Raw genomic sequence first — 21,095 nt, forward strand, 5'->3', positions numbered from 1 at the left:
CTGATCACACCTTTCGGGCCCGGCCGGCGATGCGGTTGATGCGGTCGATGGCGCGCTCGAAGCCGCCGGTGAGCTCGTCGAAGACGGCTTGGACGCTGCGTTCGGAGTTCATCCGGCCGACGATCTGGCCGACGGGGGTGCCCAGCAGCGGCTGGACCTCGTACTTCTGGATCCGGGAGACCGCCTCGGCGACCAGCAGGCCCTGGAGCGGCATCGGGAGCGCGCCGGGGCCGTCGGGGTCGTCCCAGGCGTCGGTCCACTCGGTGCGCAGCTGGCGGGCGGGTTTGCCGGTGAGGGCGCGGGAGCGGACGGTGTCGCCGGAGCCGGCGGCGAGCAGCTTCTCGGTGAGGGCGCGCGAGTGCAGGTCGGCTTCGGTGGTGGTGAGCCAGAGGGAGCCGAGCCAGGCGCCCTGGGCGCCGAGGGCGAGGCCGGCGGCGATCTGCTCGCCGCTGCCGATGCCGCCGGCGGCGAGGACGGGGAGCGGGGCGACGGCCTCGGCGATCTCGGGGACCAGGACCATCGTGGCGATGTCGCCGGTGTGGCCGCCGGCCTCGTAGCCCTGGGCGACGACGACGTCGATGCCGGCTTCGGCGTGGCGGCGGGCGTGCTTGGCACTGCCGGCGAGGGCGGCGACGAGGACGCCGTGGTCGTGGGCGCGTGCGATGACGTCGGCGGGCGGGGAACCGAGGGCGTTGGCCAGGAGTTTGATGGGGTAGTCGAAGGCGACGTCGAGCTGGTTGCGGGCGACCTGCTCCATCCAGCCGGTGATCCGCCAGCCGGAGGCCTCTCCCTCGGCCAGTTCGGGCACGTGGTGCTTGGCGAGGGTGTCGCGTACGAAGGCGCGGTGCCCGGCCGGGATCATCGCCTCGATGTCGGCCTCGCTGATGCCGTCGACGGCCTTCTTGGCGGGCATGACGACGTCGAGGCCGTACGGCTTGCCGTCGGTGTGTTCCTGCATCCAGTCGAGGTCGCGTTTGAGGTCGTCGGGGGCGGTGTAGCGGACGGCGCCGAGGACGCCGAAGCCGCCGGCGCGGGTGATGGCCGCGGCGACCGCCGGAAAGGGCGTGAAGCCGAAGATGGCGTGCTCGACTCCCAGTTTCTTGCTCAGCTCCGTCTCCATGGTCGGCAGCATGCCGCAGCCCGGCGGCCGAGGGAAGAGATTTCCTGATGCATCGTCAGATTCTTTGGGGGCCGGTCGGTGCGGGGCCCGCCGTGCCGGCGGGCAGATACTTCGGGAGGGTGCGGCGGCTGACGGGAGGACCGGTCATGGAGGACCACGGGGCGGCGGGCAGGGAGGTCGCCGCAGGAGCGTCGGCGTCCCCCGCCGACGGGGCGGGAAGCGGCTGCGTCGGACCGGAGGGGCCGGCGGTCGGGGCCGCGGTCGGGGACGTCCCGGACGCAGCCGGCGGCTACGAGCCGAAGGTGCGGCCGGGCGCGCGCGGGCCGGGGTTGAGTCGGCGGCGGCTCGCAGGGCGGTTGCTGGCGCTCGGCGGGGTGCTCGTGCTGCACGCCGCGCTGCCCGGGGCCGCGGGGGCCGCGGGCAATCCGGCCGAGCGGCGCGCACTCCAGGGGCTGCGCCTGCGGTACGGGTCGCCGCGACAGGCCGGACTGGTCGAGAAACACCTAGAGGCGGCGGCCGACGAGGCCCGGCGGTTCCTCGGCCCCTCCCCCGAACGTCCTTACTACGCCGGGGCCGTGGTGCTCGCCGGGCGGGGCCGCACGATCGCCCTGCACCGCGCCATGGGCGAGGCCGTCCGGTACGCGGACTACGACGGCCGCACCGACCGGGTCCTGGAGTTCCCGGCGGCGCAGCGCATCCCGATGGCCGAGGACACCGTCTTCGACCTGGCGTCGCTGACCAAGCTGTTCACTGCACTGCTGGCCGTGCAGCAGATGGAGCGCGGCAATCTGGAGCTGGAGGCTCCGGTGGACCGGTACCTGCCCGAGTTCACCGGCGGCGGCAAGGAGCTGATCACGGTCCGTCAGCTGCTCACGCACACCTCGGGGCTGCGCTCCTGGGCGCCGTTCTACCAGCAGTCCACCCGCGAGGGGCAGTTGCGGATGCTGTGGGCGGTGTGCCCGCAGGAACCCCCGGGGACGGTGTACCGGTACTCCGATCTGAACCTGATAGCGCTTCAGCTGCTCCTGGAACGGATCACCGGTCACCCCCTCGATCTCCTGCTCCAGGACGAGATCACTGCTCCGCTCGGGATGCACCGCACTCGTTACAACCCGCCGTTCTCCTGGCGCCGCGTCACCGCCGCCACCGAAGTGCAGCGGCCCCCCTGGTCCGGCCTGGACCGCGGACTGGTCTGGGGCGAGGTCCACGACGAGAACGCCCACGCCCTCGGCGGCGTCGCCGGCCACGCCGGCGTCTTCGGCACGGCCTGGGACCTGGCCGTCCTCGCCCGCACCCTCCTCGACGGCGGCGTGTACGCCGGCCGTCGCATCCTGCGCCCCGCCTCCGTGGAGCTGCTCTTCACCGACTTCAACACCGCCTTCCCCGGCGACGACCACGGACTCGGCTTCGAGCTCTACCAGCACTGGTACATGGGGGCCATGGCCACTCCGCACTCCGCCGGCCACACCGGCTTCACGGGAACCTCCCTGGTCCTGGACCCCTCCACCGACTCCTTCCTGGTCCTGCTCGGCAACTCCGTCCACCCCGTCCGCACGTGGCGGGCCGGCAGCGCGCCGCGGGTCGCGGTCGGCAACCGCTTCGCCCGCGCCGTCCCGGTCCGTACGAAGCACGGCGGCCCGGCCTGGTACTCGGGCATGGAGACCGGCGGGTCCGGCACCCTCACCCTGCCGCCGCTGGCCCCGGCCACCGCCGCGGCCCGGCTGCGCTGCGCCGTGTGGTGGGACACCGTGCCCGGCGAGGGCGCCTTCCACCTGGAGGCCTCGGCCGACGGGGAGTCGTGGGAGCTGCTGCCGTTCAGCACGCAGCGTTCGACGGGCGGGACCCCCGAGCAGTGGCCCCGGGGCAGCGCCGGCGGCTGGTCCGGCCGGATCTGGCACCGCCTCGAAGCCCCGCTCACCGCCTGGGCGGGGCGCCCGGTCCAGCTGCGCTTCCGGCACGCCGCGACCGGCCGCTACGTCGGGCGCGGGGTGTACGTGGACGTCGTACGGGTGGCGGAACCGGCCCGGCTCCTGTTCACGGAGGACCGCCCGGCCGACGCGTCCCGCATCGAGGCCATCGGCTGGACCCGGTCGACGGACTAGCCGTTCGGCCGGCCTTCGCGGACCAGGCAGAACGGGCCGCGCCGGCCACCGCCACCCGGCGCGCGCTGGACGACCTGTTCGACGGGTTCACGCTCCCGGAGCGCACGCCACGACCGGGGGCATAAAACCGTGCCCACCTCCGTTGGTAGTCGTTGAGTTTCGTTGACTGTTCAATTCCCGCAAGCAGCCCAACCGAAGGCAGGTACACGGACATGGCGACCGCGGACATCGACTGGGACCACCCGAAGGACCCCAAGCAGGGCACCTGGCAGCTCGACCACGTCAAGCAGTACGTCGGATCGGACGGGGCCGAGGGCCAGTACTGGAACGGCACCCAGACCCTGCTGCTCACCACCGTGGGCCGGGTCTCCGGCAACGCCGTGCGCACCCCGCTGATCTACGGCGAGGCCGACGGCCGCTACCTCGTCGTCGCCTCCAAGGGCGGCGACCCCGAACACCCGCTCTGGTACAAGAACCTGACGGCCCGCCCCGACGTGCGCATCCAGGTCGGCCCGAAGGTCCTCCAGGGCACGGCCCGCACGGCGACCGCCGAGGAGCGCACCGCTTACTGGCCCGTGATGGTGAAGCACTGGCCCGCGTACGACGAGTACCAGAGCAAGACGGACCGCGAGATCCCGATCGTCGTCATCGAGGCGGCCGGACCCTCCGCATAGCGGCGGTCCCCGGTCAGTGCCCCAGCACGGCCATCGCCGCATTGTGGCCGGGGACCCCGCTGACGCCGCCTCCGCGCACGGCGCCCGCGCCGCACAGCAGGACGTTGGCGTACGGGGTCCCCACACCCCAGCGGTCTCCCCCGCCCCGAGCGGCCCCCTCTCCGTCCTCGGCGGGGTCGGCGTACGGCCAGGACAGGTCCCGGTGGAAGATGTGCCCGCCGGGCAGCCGCAGTTCGCGCTCCAGGTCCAGCGGGGTCTTCGCCTCGATGCACGGGCGGCCGTCCGCGTCGAAGGCCAGGCAGTCGGTGATCGGCTCGGCCAGGTGCGCGTCCAACTGCGCGAGCGTGCCGGCCAGCAGCACCTCGCGCACCCCCCGGTTGTCGTGTTTGAACAGCCGGGCCGGGGTGTGCAGGCCGAACAGGGTGAGCGTCTGGTACCCCTGCGCCACCAGCTCCGGACCGAGGATCGAGGGATCGGTCAGCGAGTGGCAGTAGATCTCCGAGGGCGGTACGGACGGCAGTTCCCCGGTGGCGGCCTCGGCGTAGGCCCGGGCCAGTTGCTCGTACCCCTCGGCGATGTGGAACGTACCGCCGAAGGCCTCGCGCGGGTCCACCGAGGTGTCCCGCAGCCGCGGCAACCGGCGCAGCAGCATGTTGACCTTGAGCTGCGCCCCCTCGGGTGCCCGCGCCGCCGGCTCCGCCGCCGCCTCGCCGAGCAGCTCGGCCAGGGCCTGCGGTGAGGCGTTGACCAGCACGGTCCGCGCGACGACCCGCCCTTCGCCGGTCGCCGTACGGAAGGTGACCTCGGCCGGGGTCCGCCCGTCCGTCTCGATGCGGAGCACCTCGTGGCCGGTGGCGATCTCGGCCCCGGCCGCCCTGGCCGCCGCCGCGAGCGCGTCCGTGAGCGCACCCATGCCGCCGACCGGAACGTTCCAGTCGCCCGTGCCGCCGCCGATGACGTGGTACAGGAAGCAGCGGTTCTGCGCGAGGGAGGCGTCGTGCGCGTCCGCGAAGGTGCCGATCAGGGCGTCGGTGAGCACGACGCCCCGGACCAGGTCGTCGGTGAAGTGCTCCTCGACGGCCCGCCCGAGCGGCTCCTCGAACAGCATCCGCCAGGCCTCCTCGTCGTCGATCCGGGCCCGCAGTTCCGCCCGCGTGGGCAGCGGCTCGGTCAGCGTCGGGAACACCTTCTCGGCGAGCCGACCGGTCCTCCCGTAGAAGGCGCGCCAGCTCTCGTACTCCCGCTCCGAGCCGGTCAGCCGCGCGAAGGACTCGCGGGTGCGGGACTCGCCGCCGCCGACGAGGAGCCCGCCGGGCCGGCCGTCGCGTTCGACCGGCGTGTACGAGGAGACGGTGCGCCCCCGGACGGCGAACTCCAGCCCCAGATCACGGACGATCTTCGCGGGGAGCAGGGACACGAGGTACGAGTAGCGGGAGAGCCGGGCATCGACACCGATGAAGGGGCGGGTGGAGATCGCGGCGCCTCCGGTGTTCCCCAGCCGCTCCAGGACCAGCACCGAACGGCCCGCCCGGGCCAGGTACGCGGCGGCGACCAGTCCGTTGTGCCCGCCGCCCACGATCACGTCGTCGTATACATCGTGCCCGAAGCTCGTCATGGCTCTTGGTAGCACACCTGGCCGAGCCGCTCCAGGCAGTGGGCCTCGTCGGCGTGGGCCGCCACCGTGTCCGGATGGTCGTCGCCGAGGGAGCGTTCGCGGATGCCGGAGAGGTCCCGGTAGACGGGCAGGGCCTCGTCCCAGCGGCCCAGCCGGCCCAGCCCGACGGCCAGTTCGCGGCGGCTGACGAGGGTGTCCGGGTGCTCGGCGCCGAGCGCCTTGGCCCGGGCCGCGGCCACCTGCCGGGCTTCTGCCACCGCCTCCTCCCAGCGGTCCAGCCGGCCCAGGTTGACGCCGAGGACGTGCCGCGCGCGGAGCGTCTCGGGGTCCGCGGCGCCGTACGCCCGGGTACGGTCGCGGACCAGGCCCCGGAACAGGTCCAGGGCCTGGGCGGCGTGCCCGGTCCGGCCGAGCGCGATGCCGACCTCGTAGCGGGCGGCCAGGGTGTCCGGATGGTCCCGGCCCAGCACCCGTTCCCGAACGGCGGCGACCTGCCCGAACCCGTCCAGGGCCTCCTGCCAGCGGTCGAGGCGGCCCAGCGCGTACGCGACCTCGTACCGGGTCAGCAGCGTGTCCGCGTGCTCGGCGCCCAGGACGGCCGCCCGGTCGGCGGCGACCTCGGCGGCGGTGCGGTGGGCGTCCGCGAACCGGCCCAGCGCCCCGAGGGCGCAGGCGAGGTTGTGGCGGCAGCGCAGAGTGTCGGGATGGAGCGGGCCCATGCTGCGCTCCCGGGCGACGAGCACCGCGCGGTAGACGTCGTGGGCCTCGCGGTGGCGTCCGAGCCGGCCCAGTTCGTACGCCGCCTCCTGGCGCGCCGCGAGGGTGTCCGGGTGGTCGGCGCCGAGTGCCCCGGTGCGCCCCTCCGCGACGGCTTCGTACGCGGCCAGGGCCTCCTCGGGACGGCCCGCGCGGCTGAGGGCGAACGCCCGGGTGTGGCCGGCGGCGAGCGCATCGGGGCCGGCTCCCCGAAGGCCGCTCCCGTCGGAGGCGAACGCGTACGCGACCCCGTACGGCGCGGTGAGCCGCGGGTCCTCGGTGGCGGCCGGGCGCTCGATCCGGTGCCCGCCGCCGGGGCGTCCGGCGGTCCAGGAGCCGGTGAGCACGGCCCATGCGCCGCTCGCGGGGCGCGCGTCGATGCCCGCCTTGCGGCCGGCGGTCATCCCGCGGGCCCACGCGGGCAGGGGGGCCTGGGCACCGGGCAGGCCCCCCGGGCCGAGGCGCGCCTCGACGAGCCGCCGGTGCAGGTGGCGGGCATCGCCGGGGCGGTCCTCGGGGCGCTTGGCCAGCAGGTCCAGGACCACCTGCTCGAAGTATTCGGGCAGCTCGGGGCGGTGCTCGCGGAGCGGAACGGGTACGTTGTCGCGGTGGCCGACCAGCACCGACCAGGAGTCGCCCAGGTCGAAGGGCGGGGCGCCGGTGGCGATCTCGTACAGGACGCAGCCGAGGGAGTAGAGGTCGCTGCGGTGGTCGACCTCGCCGCCCGCGATCTGCTCGGGGGACATGTAGTGCGGGGTGCCCATGGCCATGCCGCCGCCGGTGAGTTTGGCGGTGAAACCGATGTCGTGGGCGAGGCGGGCGATGCCGAAGTCGCAGATCTTCACCGTGCCGTCGGCGAGCCGCATGATGTTGGCGGGTTTCAGGTCGCGGTGGACGACGCCCTGGTCGTGGGTGTAGCCGAGGGCGGCGGCCAGCTGCTCGGCGATGTCGACGACCACGTCCACGGGCAGCGGGCGCGCCTCGTTGTCCTCCATGAGCTGGCTCAGGTTGCGGCCGTCGAGGAGTTCCATGACGAGGTAGAGGGGGCCGCCCGCAGCGCTGTCGTCGCCGAAGTCGTGGACGACGGTGACGCCGCGGTGTTGGAGGGAGGCAGCGACGCGCGCCTCGCGGCGGAAGCGTTCGCGCAGGACCTGGACGAAGTGCTTGTCCTGCTCGGGCCCGAGCGGTTTGAGGCACTTCACGGCGACCTGCCGGCCGAGCGACTCGTCCCGGGCGCGCCACACCTCGCCCATGCCGCCGCGCCCGATCAGATCGAGTGACCGGTAACGGCCCTGGATCAGTCTGGACTCCGCCATGTCTTAAAGCCGCCCCCGTTGTCGTGCCCCGTCCTATGCCCTCCCCGGCCGGTCCAGTATGGCCGCTGATGTACGCAGTGTGTACGCCGAGGGGCGACTCCCGGGGCCCATGCGGTGCATCGCTTTCAAGATGTGACCTGGAGGTAGCTGCCACCGCAGACCTGCGGGAATGCTGCGCAGCAGGGTACCGGTGAGGCGCAGGCGGCGGGTGATGACCGGCTCCGGCGGCGGCGTCCGCCCGTACAGCCGGTGCGCGTAGCCGGGGAGGGAACCGTAGGCCAGAGCCACGACGGGGCGCCACAGCAGGTTTCGGCCAGGGACGAGAAGGGCATGGGTGGGCGGATTGCGCAGGAAGTCGTCCACGGCGCGGGCGTCCGGTCCGGCGGCCAGCTCCGGGCGGACCTCCTCGAAGTACCCGGCGAGGGCTGCCGTGTCGGCCGGAACGCGGGCCGGGTCGAGACCGACGAGGCGGGCGTTCACACGGTTCTCCTCGACGTAGCGGTCGGCCTGCGCGGCGGTCAGCGGGACACCGGAGCGGCGCAGGACGTGCAGGAAGCTGTCGATCTGCGCGCAGTGCACCCAGAGCAGCAGCTCGGGGTCGTCGACGGGGAACCGCTCGCCGGTGGCCGGATCGGTGGCGGACAGCGTGCTGTGGATCCGGCGGACGCGGGCTCCGGCGTGCTCGGCGGCCTCGGTGGTGCCGTAGGTGAGGGTGCCGACGAAGTCGGCGGTGCGCAGGAGCCGGCCCCAGGCGTCGGAGCGGAAGTCGCTGTTCTCCATGACCCCGCGGACCGCGCGGGGGTGCAGCGCCTGGAGGTAGAGCGCGCGGATTCCGGCGATCCACATGATCGGGTCGCCGTGGCACTGCCAGGTGACCGACGCGGGCCCGTAGAGCCCCGGGTCCGGCGGGGTCGGTGCGCCGTCCCGGGTCGCGGCCATTCCCGTACCTCCCGTGTCGCGCGGGGCGCCCGAAACGCCTGGACCGCCGTAGCGCCCGCAACTCCCTCGTGCCGCCGGGCCGCCCCTCCGCTCCAGCCTACCGAGGCACGGCGGGCCGGAGCAGGGGTGCGCGACGGGTCAGGGACAGCGGTCGACCCTGACCTGATTGGTGATCTTGTTGGCTGATACGAAGCCGCGGACGAAGTTCAGCCGCCCGCTGTACGGGTTGTATCCGGCCCCTTCGACGAGGAACCAGCGGTTGGTGCCGTTGGCCCACACCCCGTCGCGCCAGCAGCGCATGGTCACGGGTGCCCCGCCGAAGATGCCGCCGATGAGGGCCTGCGGAGCGAAGGGGCTGTCGTACGCGGGTGTCAGGCTGTTGGTCTTCGGAGAGGCGGCCTCGGCCGGGGTGGTGGCTGCCAGGGCCAGAACGGCACCGGCCGCTCCGACCGCGGCCGTGCGCCCCCAACGCCGGAGCCGCTGGTTGTGGATGAACGTCACGTGCGTGATCCCCCTCGCTCGATGGTGCGGCACGGGCCGTGAAGGCCCGTGGCCGACCGAGTCTGGCCGTCGCCCGACCTGTGTGTCAGGGGCCCGGACCCCGGCGTGCAGAAGCACATCCACCCCGAGCCGCACCACCGTGCGCCCCCGACCGTCCGGCTACTCGGCCGCCGGCTTGCCGGGCTGGTCGTGCGTCGAGCAGTGGATGCCGCCACCGCCCGAGGCGATGGTGTCGATCTTCACGGGCACGATCTCGCGCTTGGGGAAGTGCTCCTGGAGGATCCCCTTCGCCCGGTCGTCGGCCGCGGCGTCCCCGAACCGGGGCATGAAGACGGCGCCGTTGGCGACGTAGAAGTTCGCGTAGGTGGACACGAAGGCATCGCCCCGGCCGGTGATCCTGTCGAGGTCGGGCTGCGGCAGGTCGATGACCTCCAAGCGCTTGCCGCGCGCGTCGGTCGCGTCCTTGAACACCGTCCTCGCCTGGTCGGCCGCCCGCGACCACACGTCGGGCGGGCTGCCGGGAAACGCTGATCGGGCTGGACGTGCGGCTGAAGACCATCGCACCGAACGCCTTCACGGCGCTGTTCACCGACCCTCAGGCCCGCGAAGGCCTCGACATGTTCCCCGAGACGTACTACGACTCCATCACCGATCCGATGGACCTGCTGAGCAACTTCCAGACCGGGGCCTTCCAGAACTACGCCGGCTACAGCGATCCGGCCTACGACGACCTCGTCTCCAAGGCCCGCGCGGAGTACGATCCGGCCCGGCGCACGGCGGCGGCGGCCCAGTTGCAGAAGAAGGCCGCCGACCAGGTCCTGTGGATCCCCGTGGCCGAATGGCCCACGGCCGTCTTCCTCAACAAGCGGATCACCGGCGCACCCACCACCATCTCCTACCTGTACTACCCGTGGGCCGCCGACGTCGGGGCGGGCGCGCGATGAGTTTCCTGAGATTCGCCGTACGGCGGCTGGCCGAAATGGCGGCCACCCTGTTCGGCGCCTCCTTCGTCATCTTCGGCGCGATGTACATGGCGCCGGGCAATCCGGCGAGCTTCCTGCTCGCCGGGCGGTCGGCCTCCCCGGAGGCGCTGCGGGCGATCAACGCGCAGTACCACCTGGACGAGCCGTTCGCAGTGCAGTACCTGCGCTGGCTCGGCCAGGTGCTGCAAGGTGACTTCGGGCGCTCGATCACGTAGCGGACCGACGTGTCCCGGCTGCTGGCGGACCGGCTGCCGAGCACCCTGCTGCTGATCTCCATGGCGCTCGTCCTGGTCCTCGCACTCGGTCTGCTGCTGGGCTGGATCGGCGCGGTCCGCGGCGGCGCCGCCGACTCGACGATCCTCGTGACGACCACCTTCGCCATCGGCACCCCGTCGTTCGTGGCCGCGGTCCTGCTCCAGGGGCTGTTCGCGGTGAAACTGCACTGGTTCCCCACCGGGGGCACCGGCGACGGGCCCGTCCAGATGCTGTGGCACCTGACGCTGCCCGCCGTCGCGTTGGCGCTCTACCTGATCGGCATGCTCGCCCGCGTCACCCGGACCGCGATGCTCGACGTACTCGGCCAGGAGCACGTCACCGTGGCCCGCAGCCGCGGGGTCGCCGAGCACCTGGTGATCCGGCGGCACGTGTTCCGCAATGCGCTGGGCACCGTGCTCACCACGGGCGGGCTGATCGTCTCCACACTGCTGGTCACCACCGTCCTGGTGGAGTCGGCGTTCAGCGTCGGCGGCATCGGCCAACTCCTCGAACTGTCCACCACCACCAAGGACTTCCCCACGGTGCAGGCCATCTCCCTCATCATGGTCGCGCTGTTCATGACCGTGAACCTCCTCGTCGACCTGCTCCATCCGCTGGTCGACCCCCGGGTCACCTTCGGGCCGGGGAGGGCGACCGCATGACCGCGACCCTGCTGCGCCGGCCCGGCCTTGCCCGGATCCGGACCTCCCGCGCACCCCTGTCCGTGCTCTGCCTGGGCTTCGTCGGCACGGTCGTCGTCATCGCCCTGCTCGCCCCCTGGATCGCCCCGTACGACCCGAACGCCGTCGACCTCGGCAACGCCCTGGCCGGGCCGTCCGCCGAGCACCTCCTCGGGGTCGACGCCTCCGGCCGCGACACGCTCTCCCGCCTGGTCCTGGGCGCCCGCACCTCGCTCCTCGGCCCGCTCGGGGTGGTCGTCTTCTCCACCCTGGCCGGTGTCGCCATCGGCACCGCAGCCGCCTGGCGGGGCGGTTGGCTGGACTCCGTACTGTCCCGCAGCACCGAGCTGGTCTTCGCCTTCCCCGGCATGCTGCTGGCCGTCCTGATCGTGTCGGTCTACGGCGAAGGGCTGCTCGCACCCGTCATCGCGCTGGCCGTCGCGTACCTCCCGTACGTCAGCCGGCTCACCCGCTCCCTCGTCCTCGCCGAACGGGCCCGCCCGTACGTGGAGGCGTACCGGGTACAGGGCCACTCCGGGCTGCAGATCTGCCTGCGCCACGTCGTCCCGGGGGTCGCCCCCGTCGTCCTCGCCCAGTCCACGATCAACTTCGGCTACGCCCTCATCGACCTGGCCGGCCTCTCCTTCCTCGGCCTGGGCGTACCCGCCCTGACCCCCGACTGGGGCCGCATGGTCTTCGATTGGCAAGACCGCCATCCAGACCGGCTACCCGCTCTCGGCGATCGTGCCGTGCGCCGCCATCGTGCTGACCGTGGTCGCCTTCAACGTGGTCGGCGAGCGCTGGGCCGACAAGGTCGCCAGGAGGGACCGATGAACACCCTCGACATCCAGGCGCTGCGGCTGCGCCTGCTGCACACCGCCAGGCCCGTCCTCGACGGCGTCGATCTGAGCGTCGGAGTCCGGGAGACCGTCGCGCTGGTCGGTGAATCCGGCTCCGGAAAGAGCCTCACCTCCCGCAGCGTGCTCGGCCTGCTTCCGCCCGGTGCCGCGGCGCAGGGGACGGTGCGCGTCGTCGGCGACGACGTCCTGGACATGAACCCGGGGCAGCTGCGCGTCCTGCGCACCAGCACGGCGGCGATGATCTTCCAGGACCCCAGGGCCGCCATCAACCCGATGCGCCGGGTCGGGGACTTCCTCACCGAGAGCCTGCGCCGCAACGCCCGGATGAAGAAGGACGCCGCCGAGACGCGGGCGGTACGGATGCTGGAGGCCGTGGGCCTCACGGCGGACGCGCTGCGCAAGTACCCGGGGCAGCTCTCCGGCGGCATGCTGCAACGCGTCATGATCGCGGCCGCGCTCATGGGCGACCCCGCCCTGATCCTCGCCGACGAACCCACCACGGCCCTGGACGTCACGACCCAGGGGAGGTGGTGGCGCTCCTCGGCGAAGTGCGCGAGAGCTTCGGCACCGGACTGCTCTTCGTCACCCACGACCTCGGACTCGCCGCGGCCATCAGCGACCGCGTGTACGTGATGTACGCGGGCCGGATCGTCGAAACCGGCCCCGCCGAGGAGCTGTTCGCCCGGCCGCGCCACCCGTACACGGCCGCGCTCCTGGATTCGACCCCGCGCCTGGACGCCCCGCAGGGCCGGCTCGCGGCCATCGAGGGCCGACCGCCGAGCCTGCGCGAGGAGCTGACCGGCTGTCCCTTCGCGGCCCGCTGCCTGTACTCGACGGACCTCTGCACCCGGCAGGCGCCGGCCCTGCTCCCGTCGGCGGACCGTCCGGACCGCCGTGTCTCCTGCCATCACGGCGACCTCGTCGCCGACCAGGTCGCGGGAAGCGCCGGCCGTGGCTGAGTCCGTACCGGGGACGGCCGCACTCCCCCGCCCGAAAGGAAAGCCACCGATGAGGAAGACCGTCCTGGAGGCCGTCGGGCTGCACCGGGCCTACGAGAACGTCCGGGCCGTGGACGACGTGTCGTTCCAGCTGTCCGAAGGCGGATCCCTGGGCATCGTCGGTGAATCGGGTTCGGGCAAGACGACCACCGCCCGCATCGTCGTGGGACTGGAGCGCGCGGACGGCGGCCGGGTCCTGATCCACGGCTGGGACCGGAGCGACCGCCGGCGGGGCAGGGCCGAACGCCTCGCGCGGGCCCGGGAGGTCCAGATGGTCTTCCAGGACCCGTTCCTGTCGCTGGACCCCCGCACCCCGGTGGGCGAGGCGCTCCGCGAGACCCTCCGGCTGCACTCCCCCGCAGCCGATCACACCCGGCGGGTCGACGAACTGCTCGACCAGGTCGGCCTCGGCGCCCGCGAGGCGGACGCGCTGCCGCGGCAGCTGTCGGGCGGCCAGCGCCAGCGCGTCGCGATCGCCCGGGCGCTGGCGGTGGAGCCAACCGTCCTCGTGCTCGACGAGGCGGTGGCCGCGCTGGACGTGTCGGTGCAGGCGCAGATCCTGAACCTGCTCGCCGAGATCCGCGAGGAGACTTCCATCGGCTACCTGTTCATCACCCATGACCTCGGGGTCGTGCGCTGCGTCACCGACGACGTCATCGTCATGAGGCACGGCCGGATCGTGGAGTCGGGTCCCACCGAGCGGGTGCTGGCCGCGCCGCAGCACCCGTACACGCGGCTGTTGTTGGAGTCCGTCCCCCGGCCGGGCTGGGACCCGCAGGGGATCGCCGCCGCGCGCCGGGCACTGTGACGGGTGCGACGTCCGCTCAGGGGCGTACGGCCGCGGCCGCGAGGCCGGACACGAGCGCGCGTACGCTCGCCTCCGTTTCCACCCGGGCGTCCAGGGACTGGATGGCCGCGAGCCCGTCGGCGGCGGCTGCCAGCGCCGTGCCCAGGGGAGCGGGGTCGAACGCGCTGCCGTGTTCGACCGCCAGCACCTGGAAGAGCACGTCCACCGGCGCCCAGGGCGGCCCCATCTCGGTGACCAAGCTCCAGGGCCCCGACTACAACCTCATCCGCTCCACCGACCCCAACTTCGTCGGTGCCTACGCCAACTACTACGTGTGCAACGGCGCGGTCATCGCGCCCCAGTTCGGCGACACCCGCGCCGACGCCGGAGCGAAGGCCACGCTCCAGCGGTTGTTCCCGGGCCGGACCGTCGAACAGCTCGACATCGACGACCTCGGCGCGGGCGGCGGCGGGATCCACTGCGTCACCCAGCAGCAGCCCGTCCCGTAACGACCGCGCCCCCGCGGCGGCGGGCCGCCCGACCGGCCCGCCGCCGCACCAGTCCGGTGGCCGCTCAGCGGCGGACGCGGGGCATGCCCAGGCCTATCCAGGAGATGATCTCGCGCTGGATCTCGTTGTTGCCGCCGCCGAAGGTGAAGATCACGGCGCTGCGGTAGCCGCGTTCGAGTTCGCCGTGCAGGACCGCGCCCGCGGAGCCGTCCTTGAGGGAGCCGGCCGCACCGACCACCTCCATCAGCCAGGCGTACGCGTCCCTGCGGGCCTCCGAGCCGTACACCTTGACCGCGGAGGCGTCCTGCGGGGTCAAGGTGCCGTCCTGGACGGCGCCCACCATCTGCCAGTTGAGCAACTTCATCGCGTCGAGCCGGGCGTGGGTGCGGGCCAGGCGGCCGCGGACCCAGGAGAGGTCGATGACGCGGCGGCCGTCGGCGAGCTTGGTCCCGGCGGCCCAACGCTGGACGTCGTGCAGCGCCCGGATCGCCATCGTGCCGTGAGCGGCGAGGGTGACGCGCTCGTGGTTGAGCTGGTTGGTGATCAGGCGCCAGCCCTTGTTCTCCCCGCCGACGCGGCGGCTCGCCGGGACGCGGATGTTCTCGTAGTAGCTGGCGGTGGTGTCGTGCGAGGCGAGGGTGTTGATCAGGGTGCAGGAGTAGCCGGGGTCGGCGGTCGGCACCAGGAGCATGGTGATGCCCTTGTGCGCGGCGGCGTCCGGGTCGGTGCGGACGGCCAGCCAGACCCAGTCGGCGGTGTCCCCGTTGGTGGTCCAGATCTTCTGTCCGTTGACCACGTACGTGCCGGTCTCCTCGTCGCCCTCGCGGACGGCCTTGCACTTGAGGGCGGCGAGGTCGGTGCCGGCGTCCGGCTCGCTGTAGCCGATGGCGAAGTCGATCTCGCCGGCCAGGATCTTCGGCAGGAAGTACGCCTTCTGCTCGTCGGTGCCGAACTGCATGATGGTCGGCCCGACGGTGTTGAGCGCCATCAGCGGCAGCGGTACGACGGCCTGCGCCGCTTCGTCGAAGAAGATGAACTGGTCCATGGGCGACATCCCGCGGCCGCCGTACTCCTCGGGCCAGCCGATCCCGAGCCAGCCGTCGGCTCCGAGCCTGCGGATGGTCTCCCGGTAGAAGCGCTTCTGGGCGGCCGGATCCTCGTAGCGGGCGTAGACGTCCCCGGGCACCAGCTCGGCGAAGTAGGCGCGCAGCTCGTTGCGCAACCGCTGCTGCTCAGGCGTGTATTCGAGGTGCACGGCCCCTCCGGGTATCTCGCGGTCCAGCCGGTCGCTGTGGTGGCGGCGCACAGAGTAGAACGTGCTTCAAGAAGGGGGAAGGCTCGCGGCCGGCGGTTTCCGCCGACGCCCGGCACGGAGCCGGTCCGTCACCGACAATGGGCTTGCGCGTCACGGGACTTCGAGGAACCGGGGGGACACATGGACAGCGCGTGGGAACAGGAGTTCGCCGGGCGGGACAGGATGCCGGAGCATCGGGACCGACTTCCCGGCCAGCGGGACCGGCTGCCCGAACAGCGGGACCGGCTGCCGGGGCACGGGGACCGGCCGGCCGTCGACCGCGTCGACCGCTCGGAGCACTCCGAGGGCGTGACGCAGATCCACGAACCGGGATCACTGCCCGTCGACCCCCGGACCCCCGACCGCCAGAGGTGCTGGGAGCTGCTGCCGGCCGACACGCGCGCCAAGACCACCGAGAAGGCGGGCCGGTCCCTGGTGTGGTGGGCCCGGCTCTACTCCGACGGCGCCCCGTTCGCGGTCGTCTTCGGGGACCGGGGGCTGTGCCGGGTCGAGCCGGTGTACCGCAACGGGCGGGCGGAGGAACACCGCGGCGAGCGGTCCCGGGTGGAGCCCGGGTCACTGCGGACCCGCTCGTTCGACGCCCGGTCGCCGCGGCCGGGCGGCCCGGCCACGGCGACCGGCGGGCCCGGCGGGCCCGGCGCACTGGTGGAGCGGCTGGTCCTGGACCCGCCGGAGGCTCAGGGGGTGCTCGGACACTTCCCCCTCGACGTACAGGACTTCCTCCAGCGCCCCTTCCTGGCCGACCGGCGGACCGTCCGGGCCGACTGGTACTACGAAGAGACCGTCGAGACGGCGCACACCACCCTGTTCCTCATGCTGTGCCTGTCCAGCGACCGCCATGTCACCGCGGTCGAGGCCCGCCGCACCCTGGACCGGGGCGCGACACCGGACCGGGCCCGGTGGCAGGCCCTCACCTGCCACCAGGCCCGGCTCATCCCCCGCTGACCCCGCGGTTCGTCGCCCTCCGGACAGAAGAACGGGGCCTGCTGCGACGCACCGGCCGGCCCCGCCGAGGACCCGCCCCGCCCGCTCCCCCCGTCAGTTCAGCACCGCGATCATCGCCGCGGCCGTCGCCGCCATCGCCGTACGGGCTGCCGTCAGGTACGGCCTGGGGTCCGCCGGGGTCAGGTGGGCGCGGATCGCCTCCGTCATCGCCAGGTTCAGCGCCGTGCCGATGTTCACCTTGCGGATTCCGCCCGCCACCGCCGCCGCGAGCTCCGCGTCCGGGAGCCCCGAGGAGCCGTGCAGCACCAGCGGCACGTCCACCGACTTCGCCAGCCGCGCCAGCAGCGCATGGTCCAGCTCGGCGGTGCGGCTGGTCATCGCATGGCTGCTGCCGACCGCCACGGCCAGCGCGTCGACACCCGAGTCGGCGACGAACCGGCGGGCCTCGTCCGGATCCGTACGGGCTCCGGGCGCGTGCGGGTCCAGCGGGGCGGCTCCGTTCTTCCCGCCCACCTCGCCCAGCTCGGCCTCGACCCACAGCCCGTTGGCGTGCGCCCAGTCGGCCGCCGAACGGGTGGCCTCCAGGTTCTCCGCGTACGGGAGCTGCGCGGCGTCGTACATCACCGAACTGAAACCGGCGTCCACGGCCTGCCGGAGCAGGTCGGGGCTCTTGACGTGGTCCAGGTGCAGGCCGACCGGGATCCCGGCGGCTTCCGCGCACGCGGCTGCGGCGCGTGAGATGGGCAGCAGCTGCCCGCTGCGGAACTTCACGGCGTTCTCGCTCAGTTGCAGGATGACCGGTAGCCCCGCCCGCTCCGCCCCGGCCACGACGGCCTCGGCGTGCTCCAGGGTGATGATGTTGAACGCGGCAACGGCGCGGCCCTCGGCCGCCGCCTCCAGGACGAGCGCCCCGGCGGAGACGAGGCTCATCGGACCGCCTCCTGACCGGCGGTGAGGATCACCGAGCGGGTCAGGTTCCGCGGCTGGTCCGGATCGAGGCCCTGGTGGGCCGCCACGGCGATCGCCAGCCGGTGGACCCGGACCAGCTCGGCGAGCGGGTCGAGCCGCCCGTCCACCCACTGGCCGCCGGTGGCCCGCACCTGCTCGGCGAGCCCTTCGGGCGTCTCGCCGAGCGACCAGGTGAGGGTGCCGGGGCCGGTGACGCTGATCGGGCCGTGCCGGTACTCCATCGCGGAATACGACTCGGACCAGGACAGCGAGGCCTCGCGCATCTTCAGCGCGGCCTCATGGGCGAGGCCCACGCTCCAGCCGCGACCGAGGAAGGTGAACTGGCCGCGGCTGGAGGCCTGTTCGGGCAGCGGCTCGGCGAGGGCGGTGCGGGCGTCGGCGACGGCGGCTTCGGTGTGGCGGCCGACGTGTGCACGCAGCAGGGTCAGGGCGGTGGTCGCGAAGCGGGTCTGCACGACGGACTGCTCGTCGGCGAAGTCGAGGACCACGAGCTCGTCGGCGAGGGTCATCACCGGGGTGGCCGGATCCCCGACGACGGCCGTCGTACGGATCCCCACGTCCCGCAACCCGGCCAGCAGGTCCAGCACCTCGGTGGTGGTGCCGGACCGGGTGAGCGCGACGACCCGGTCGTAGCGGCGGTGCAGCGGGAACTCCGAAGCGGCGAAGGCGTCGGTCTCCCCCTGGCCCACCTCCTCGCGCAGGGCGGCGGCCGCCTGGGCCATGTAGTACGAGGTCCCGCACCCGACGATCGCGGTGCGCTCCCCCGGCTGCGGCAGCACCGCCCGCTGGGCCGGGGCCAGTTCGGCGGCCCGCTCCCAGCACTCCGGCTGCGTGCCCAACTCGTACGCGACGTGGCTCATGGCGGCTCCCTAGCGCGGCGGGTGCGATGCATATGCGTTTTCCTGCAAGGTAGCTGGCCATTTCGCGCAACTTCAAGCACCTCGGGGGTTGATCTCCTGAGTTAGTGTCGACGCGTAGGCCAATGGAGCACCCGGCGCGAGACCGTCGGAGCACAACCGAGGGGGTCGATCGCCGTGGGGTCCATGACCCGCAAGGAGCGTTGGCAGACGCTGCTGGATCTGCTGGTGGAGCGGGGCGAGCTGGAGGTCGAGCCGGCGGCGGAGACCCTCGGCGTGTCCGCCGCGACCATCCGCCGCGACCTCGATCAGCTGGCCGAACAGCAGTTGCTGGTGCGGACCCGCGGCGGGGCGGTGGTCCACGGCGTCTCGTACGAACTCCCGCTGCGCTACCGCACGTCCCGGCGCGCCGCCGAGAAGCACCGCATCAGCGAGGCGGTGGCGGAACTGATCACCCCGGGCGAGGTGATCGGCCTGACCGGCGGCACCACCACCACGGAAGTGGCCCGCGCCCTGGCCGGCCGCCCGGACCTGGCGACGGGCTCTCCGGCGCTGACGGTGGTGACCAACGCGCTCAACATCGCGGGCGAACTCGTCATCAGGCCACAGTTCAAGATCGTCCTGACGGGTGGGGTCGCCCGCCCCCAGTCCTACGAACTGACCGGCCCGCTCGCCCAACAGGTCCTGGGCCAGTTGACGATGGACACGGCGGTCGTCGGCGTGGACGCCTTCGACCCGGCCGACGGCGCGGCGACCCGACACGAGGACGAGGCCGCGATGAACCGCCTGCTGTGCGTCCGGGCCCGCCGGGTGGTCATCGCGGCGGACTCCAGCAAACTCGCGGTCCGCGCCTTCGCCCGCATCTGCCCCACCCGGTCGGTGGACGTCCTGGTGACGGACACGGGCCTCTCGGACGCGGTGACCGCGGAATTCGAGGCGTCGGGCGTGGAAGTCAGGCGGGTCTAGAGGCAGCGACTGCCGACCGGACACCGAAAGGCGCAGGCGGCCTGGATGGGGAGCAGGCGGAAGCGGGGGCGGGGGCGGGGCTTTGGTGCTCGGGGTCGGAGGGGGCGGTCGGGGGTGCCGGGGGCGGGGCCCGGGCCGGGCGGTGTCGGTGAGGTCGACCGGGGTGCCGGGGGCGGGGTTCGAGTCGAGCGGGGTCGGTGGAGTGTCCGGGGGGCGTCCCGTCAGTCCACTGCCGGGCAGGGCTTCCTGTCAGCCACCGTTCGCGTCCCGGAATCACCGACCGCAGCCGCTAGTGACGCGCGGGAAGGGGTATGCCCCCCATTCGGGTTCGATGGAAGCCCGTCCCGAACCCAGGCCGGTCACGCCGCACACGGCAACAACCAGAGGCCCACCCGATGCAGGCCAGGCCGGGGGACGCCCCAGATCGCTACGCGCTTCTCGGCTTAGCGTCCAACAGCCGTCTGGGGTCGCTCATGAGACGACGTTTCGTTTGGCGTGATCATTCGTTGAACCGTGCATGACGGATCTGTGCGATCCATTCCGTCAGCATGCGGGCTGCAAGGGGGAGCCTCTGACGGGACCGAATCCGACCGATCGCAGCAAGCCCGGAAACTGCGCCGCCGGCACATCGGCCCGGCCGCCATCGGTGGGGCGTCGAACGGGTCTCCCGGCTCGCCGATACGAGCGCAAGGCCGAACACTTCCTCGCCTTCGTCGACACGGCCCTCATCTGTCACCGCCGCCTCACCAACTGAAACGACGTCTGGCCATGAGGAACCTCTGTCGACGGGACCCCATCTATCCCCCCGTAAGCGTGCCAACCGGCTTAGGGATGGACTGATGGTGCAAACCAGCGAAGCGGGGCAGATGACGGTCCGGGAGTCGGCGTCGGCGCCGATACGACGGAAGTCGTGGCAGGAGGGGGCCTGGCGGCGTGGCCGGATCATCGCGGGGCTGGCGGTGCTCGCGGCAGTCCCCCTCGCGCTGCACGGCCTGCTGCCCAACCCCGGCAACCTGGCCGGGCTGCTGGAGACCTTCTTGCCATGGTGCGGCCTGGTCGTCCCGGTCCTGCTGGTGCCCGCGCTGCTGCGGCGCTCGGCCACCGCGCTGGTCGCGCTGCTGGTACCCGCTGTCGTCTGGCTGGCCATGTTCGGCGGAACGCTCGGCGACCGGAGCACCGGCAAGGGAGAGCTCACCGTCGTCACGCACAACGTGGCCGCTGCCAACACCGATGTAGCGGGCACGGTGAAGATGCTGATCGGCTCCGGCGCCGACCTCATTGCACTGGAGGAGCTGGAACCGCGGTTGCAGCCCGAGTACGAGCGGGGCCTGGCCGCCGCGTACCCGTACCATGTGGCCGGCATCAGCGCCGACGGGCTCTGGTCGAAGTACCCGGCCACCGCCGGGGCCTTGGCGAAGGGTCCGGCCGGCGAGGACACCGCGACGGTGTTCCGGTCGGTGGTGGCCACCCCGAAGGGAGAGATCGCGGTCTACGTCGGGCATCTGGACTCGGTCCGGGTCACCTTCGGGAAGGGGTTCGGCGCGGAGTTCCGAGACAACAGTATCGCCGCGACGAGCGCGGCGCTCAGGGCCGAGCCGCTGGAACGGGTGCTGCTGATGGGTGATCTGAACGGCAGTCTGGCGGACCGCGCCTTCGCCCCGATCACCGAGCAGATGACGTCCGCCCACGAGGCCGCTGGTTCCGGATTCGGCTTCACCTGGCCGACGGCCTTCCCGGCAGTGCGGATCGACCACATCCTCAGCAAGGGTCGGCTGACCGCGACCGACTCCTGGGTGCTGCCCGCCGACGGCAGCGATCATCGCGCGGTGGCGGCGTCCTACCGGTACTAGAAGCCGCCCACGCGCCGGAGCTGGAGCCTGCTGCTGCCTCCCACTCGGGGGGCTGTGCCGGCCATGGGCGGCTTGTGCCCGGCCCCGGACGGCCGTCG

General features: G+C 72.8%; 19 protein-coding genes and 3 pseudogenes. 12 read left to right on the forward strand and 10 right to left on the reverse strand.

Annotation, left to right across the window (positions count from 1 at the left end; translation table 11 throughout):
• Positions 1-4: 4 nt before the first annotated feature.
• Positions 5-1,120 (reverse strand): nitronate monooxygenase family protein, encoded by a 1,116-nt coding sequence (locus OG974_RS08185; protein ID WP_327281999.1) that lies wholly within the window; start codon positions 1,118-1,120, stop codon positions 5-7.
• A 146-nt stretch (positions 1,121-1,266) separates the two neighbouring features.
• Here OG974_RS08185 and OG974_RS08190 point away from each other — a divergent pair, with 146 nt between their 5' ends.
• Both OG974_RS08190 and OG974_RS08195 read left to right on the forward strand, forming a co-directional pair.
• The gene (locus OG974_RS08190) at positions 1,267-3,222 is read left to right on the forward strand and encodes a serine hydrolase (RefSeq protein ID WP_371645989.1); all 1,956 of its coding nucleotides are present in this window, start codon (positions 1,267-1,269) and stop codon (positions 3,220-3,222) included.
• 212 nt (positions 3,223-3,434) lie between these two features.
• Entirely contained in the window at positions 3,435-3,896 is a 462-nt protein-coding gene (locus OG974_RS08195; protein WP_327282004.1) for a nitroreductase family deazaflavin-dependent oxidoreductase, read from the forward strand.
• A 13-nt stretch (positions 3,897-3,909) separates the two neighbouring features.
• On the opposite strand, the gene OG974_RS08200 is transcribed toward OG974_RS08195, so the two are convergent.
• The 5 genes and pseudogenes from OG974_RS08200 to OG974_RS08220 form a co-directional block, all read right to left on the reverse strand.
• Positions 3,910-5,511 (reverse strand): NAD(P)/FAD-dependent oxidoreductase, encoded by a 1,602-nt coding sequence (locus OG974_RS08200; RefSeq protein WP_327282005.1) that lies wholly within the window; start codon positions 5,509-5,511, stop codon positions 3,910-3,912.
• Positions 5,508-7,583, reverse strand: coding sequence for a tetratricopeptide repeat protein (locus OG974_RS08205; RefSeq protein WP_329312789.1), 2,076 nt, complete (start codon positions 7,581-7,583; stop codon positions 5,508-5,510). Before OG974_RS08205 ends, OG974_RS08200 begins: the two co-directional genes overlap by 4 nt.
• A gap of 33 nt (positions 7,584-7,616) precedes the next feature.
• Entirely contained in the window at positions 7,617-8,522 is a 906-nt protein-coding gene (locus tag OG974_RS08210; protein ID WP_328761813.1) for an oxygenase MpaB family protein, read from the reverse strand.
• Between the two features lie 138 nt (positions 8,523-8,660).
• Positions 8,661-9,023: a hypothetical protein gene (locus OG974_RS08215; protein ID WP_327282008.1), complete on the reverse strand. Its 363-nt coding sequence runs from the start codon at positions 9,021-9,023 to the stop codon at positions 8,661-8,663.
• A 159-nt stretch (positions 9,024-9,182) separates the two neighbouring features.
• Positions 9,183-9,551: pseudogene (locus OG974_RS08220) on the reverse strand (agmatine deiminase family protein); the annotation flags it as partial.
• Between the two features lie 14 nt (positions 9,552-9,565).
• Here OG974_RS08220 and OG974_RS08225 point away from each other — a divergent pair.
• The 5 genes and pseudogenes from OG974_RS08225 (at position 9,566) to OG974_RS08245 (ending at position 13,607) form a co-directional block, all read left to right on the forward strand.
• Positions 9,566-9,967 (forward strand): hypothetical protein, encoded by a 402-nt coding sequence (locus tag OG974_RS08225; protein WP_327282009.1) that lies wholly within the window; start codon positions 9,566-9,568, stop codon positions 9,965-9,967.
• Positions 9,964-10,923 (forward strand): annotated as a pseudogene (locus tag OG974_RS08230) (ABC transporter permease). The gene OG974_RS08225 and the pseudogene OG974_RS08230 overlap by 4 nt, the downstream one beginning before the upstream one ends.
• A complete protein-coding gene (locus OG974_RS08235) occupies positions 10,920-12,434 on the forward strand; it encodes an ABC transporter permease subunit (protein WP_371645993.1) in 1,515 nt (504 codons plus the stop codon). Before OG974_RS08230 ends, OG974_RS08235 begins: the two are co-directional and overlap by 4 nt.
• On the forward strand, positions 12,350-12,760 hold the full coding sequence (locus tag OG974_RS08240) for an oligopeptide/dipeptide ABC transporter ATP-binding protein (protein ID WP_371645995.1): 411 nt from the start codon (positions 12,350-12,352) through the stop codon (positions 12,758-12,760). Before OG974_RS08235 ends, OG974_RS08240 begins: the two co-directional genes overlap by 85 nt.
• 49 nt (positions 12,761-12,809) lie before the next feature.
• A complete protein-coding gene (locus tag OG974_RS08245; RefSeq protein WP_371645997.1) occupies positions 12,810-13,607 on the forward strand; it encodes an ABC transporter ATP-binding protein in 798 nt (265 codons plus the stop codon).
• Positions 13,608-13,623: 16 nt separating this feature from the next.
• On the opposite strand, the gene OG974_RS08250 is transcribed toward OG974_RS08245, so the two are convergent.
• Positions 13,624-13,845, reverse strand: coding sequence for a hypothetical protein (locus OG974_RS08250; RefSeq protein WP_328761819.1), 222 nt, complete (start codon positions 13,843-13,845; stop codon positions 13,624-13,626).
• Between OG974_RS08250 and OG974_RS08255 the strand changes: the two genes are divergently transcribed.
• A complete protein-coding gene (locus OG974_RS08255) occupies positions 13,838-14,095 on the forward strand; it encodes an agmatine deiminase family protein (RefSeq protein WP_327282019.1) in 258 nt (85 codons plus the stop codon). The genes OG974_RS08250 and OG974_RS08255 overlap by 8 nt on opposite strands.
• A gap of 64 nt (positions 14,096-14,159) precedes the next feature.
• Here the strand turns inward: OG974_RS08255 and OG974_RS08260 are convergent, their stop codons facing one another.
• Positions 14,160-15,350: an acyl-CoA dehydrogenase family protein gene (locus tag OG974_RS08260; RefSeq protein ID WP_327286003.1), complete on the reverse strand. Its 1,191-nt coding sequence runs from the start codon at positions 15,348-15,350 to the stop codon at positions 14,160-14,162.
• Positions 15,351-15,530: 180 nt separating this feature from the next.
• On the opposite strand from OG974_RS08260, the gene OG974_RS08265 reads away from it, so the two are divergent.
• Entirely contained in the window at positions 15,531-16,355 is an 825-nt protein-coding gene (locus OG974_RS08265) for a hypothetical protein (RefSeq protein WP_327282020.1), read from the forward strand.
• Positions 16,356-16,448: 93 nt separating this feature from the next.
• Here the strand turns inward: OG974_RS08265 and OG974_RS08270 are convergent, their stop codons facing one another.
• Entirely contained in the window at positions 16,449-17,285 is an 837-nt protein-coding gene (locus OG974_RS08270) for a class II fructose-bisphosphate aldolase (protein WP_328761822.1), read from the reverse strand.
• Positions 17,282-18,184 carry an SIS domain-containing protein gene (locus OG974_RS08275; protein WP_328761823.1) on the reverse strand — a complete coding sequence of 301 codons (903 nt, stop codon included), beginning with the start codon at positions 18,182-18,184 and terminating at the stop codon, positions 17,282-17,284. The genes OG974_RS08270 and OG974_RS08275 overlap by 4 nt, the downstream gene beginning before the upstream one ends.
• 183 nt (positions 18,185-18,367) lie before the next feature.
• Here OG974_RS08275 and OG974_RS08280 point away from each other — a divergent pair, with 183 nt between their 5' ends.
• From OG974_RS08280 to OG974_RS08290, 3 genes and pseudogenes are all read left to right on the forward strand, one after another.
• On the forward strand, positions 18,368-19,147 hold the full coding sequence (locus OG974_RS08280) for a DeoR/GlpR family DNA-binding transcription regulator (RefSeq protein ID WP_328761824.1): 780 nt from the start codon (positions 18,368-18,370) through the stop codon (positions 19,145-19,147).
• 635 nt (positions 19,148-19,782) lie between these two features.
• A pseudogene (locus tag OG974_RS08285) lies at positions 19,783-19,901 on the forward strand (IS5/IS1182 family transposase); the annotation flags it as partial.
• An 85-nt stretch (positions 19,902-19,986) separates the two neighbouring features.
• Positions 19,987-20,997, forward strand: a complete 1,011-nt coding sequence (locus tag OG974_RS08290; protein WP_327282024.1) for an endonuclease/exonuclease/phosphatase family protein — start codon at positions 19,987-19,989, stop codon at positions 20,995-20,997.
• The last annotated feature ends 98 nt before the right edge of the window (positions 20,998-21,095 follow it).

It is taken from the genome of Streptomyces sp. NBC_00597 (assembly GCF_041431095.1).
GTDB lineage: Bacteria > Actinomycetota > Actinomycetes > Streptomycetales > Streptomycetaceae > Streptomyces.

Coding starts and splice junctions, on each gene's coding strand:
- OG974_RS08185 (WP_327281999.1), bottom strand. CDS start 1,120: ATGGAGACGGAGCTGAGCAAGAAACTGGGAGTCGAGCACGCCATCTTC.
- OG974_RS08190 (WP_371645989.1), top strand. CDS start 1,267: ATGGAGGACCACGGGGCGGCGGGCAGGGAGGTCGCCGCAGGAGCGTCG.
- OG974_RS08195 (WP_327282004.1), top strand. CDS start 3,435: ATGGCGACCGCGGACATCGACTGGGACCACCCGAAGGACCCCAAGCAG.
- OG974_RS08200 (WP_327282005.1), bottom strand. CDS start 5,511: ATGACGAGCTTCGGGCACGATGTATACGACGACGTGATCGTGGGCGGC.
- OG974_RS08205 (WP_329312789.1), bottom strand. CDS start 7,583: ATGGCGGAGTCCAGACTGATCCAGGGCCGTTACCGGTCACTCGATCTG.
- OG974_RS08210 (WP_328761813.1), bottom strand. CDS start 8,522: ATGGCCGCGACCCGGGACGGCGCACCGACCCCGCCGGACCCGGGGCTC.
- OG974_RS08235 (WP_371645993.1), top strand. CDS start 10,920: ATGACCGCGACCCTGCTGCGCCGGCCCGGCCTTGCCCGGATCCGGACC.
- OG974_RS08245 (WP_371645997.1), top strand. CDS start 12,810: ATGAGGAAGACCGTCCTGGAGGCCGTCGGGCTGCACCGGGCCTACGAG.
- OG974_RS08265 (WP_327282020.1), top strand. CDS start 15,531: ATGGACAGCGCGTGGGAACAGGAGTTCGCCGGGCGGGACAGGATGCCG.
- OG974_RS08270 (WP_328761822.1), bottom strand. CDS start 17,285: ATGAGCCTCGTCTCCGCCGGGGCGCTCGTCCTGGAGGCGGCGGCCGAG.
- OG974_RS08275 (WP_328761823.1), bottom strand. CDS start 18,184: ATGAGCCACGTCGCGTACGAGTTGGGCACGCAGCCGGAGTGCTGGGAG.
- OG974_RS08280 (WP_328761824.1), top strand. CDS start 18,368: ATGACCCGCAAGGAGCGTTGGCAGACGCTGCTGGATCTGCTGGTGGAG.
- OG974_RS08290 (WP_327282024.1), top strand. CDS start 19,987: ATGGTGCAAACCAGCGAAGCGGGGCAGATGACGGTCCGGGAGTCGGCG.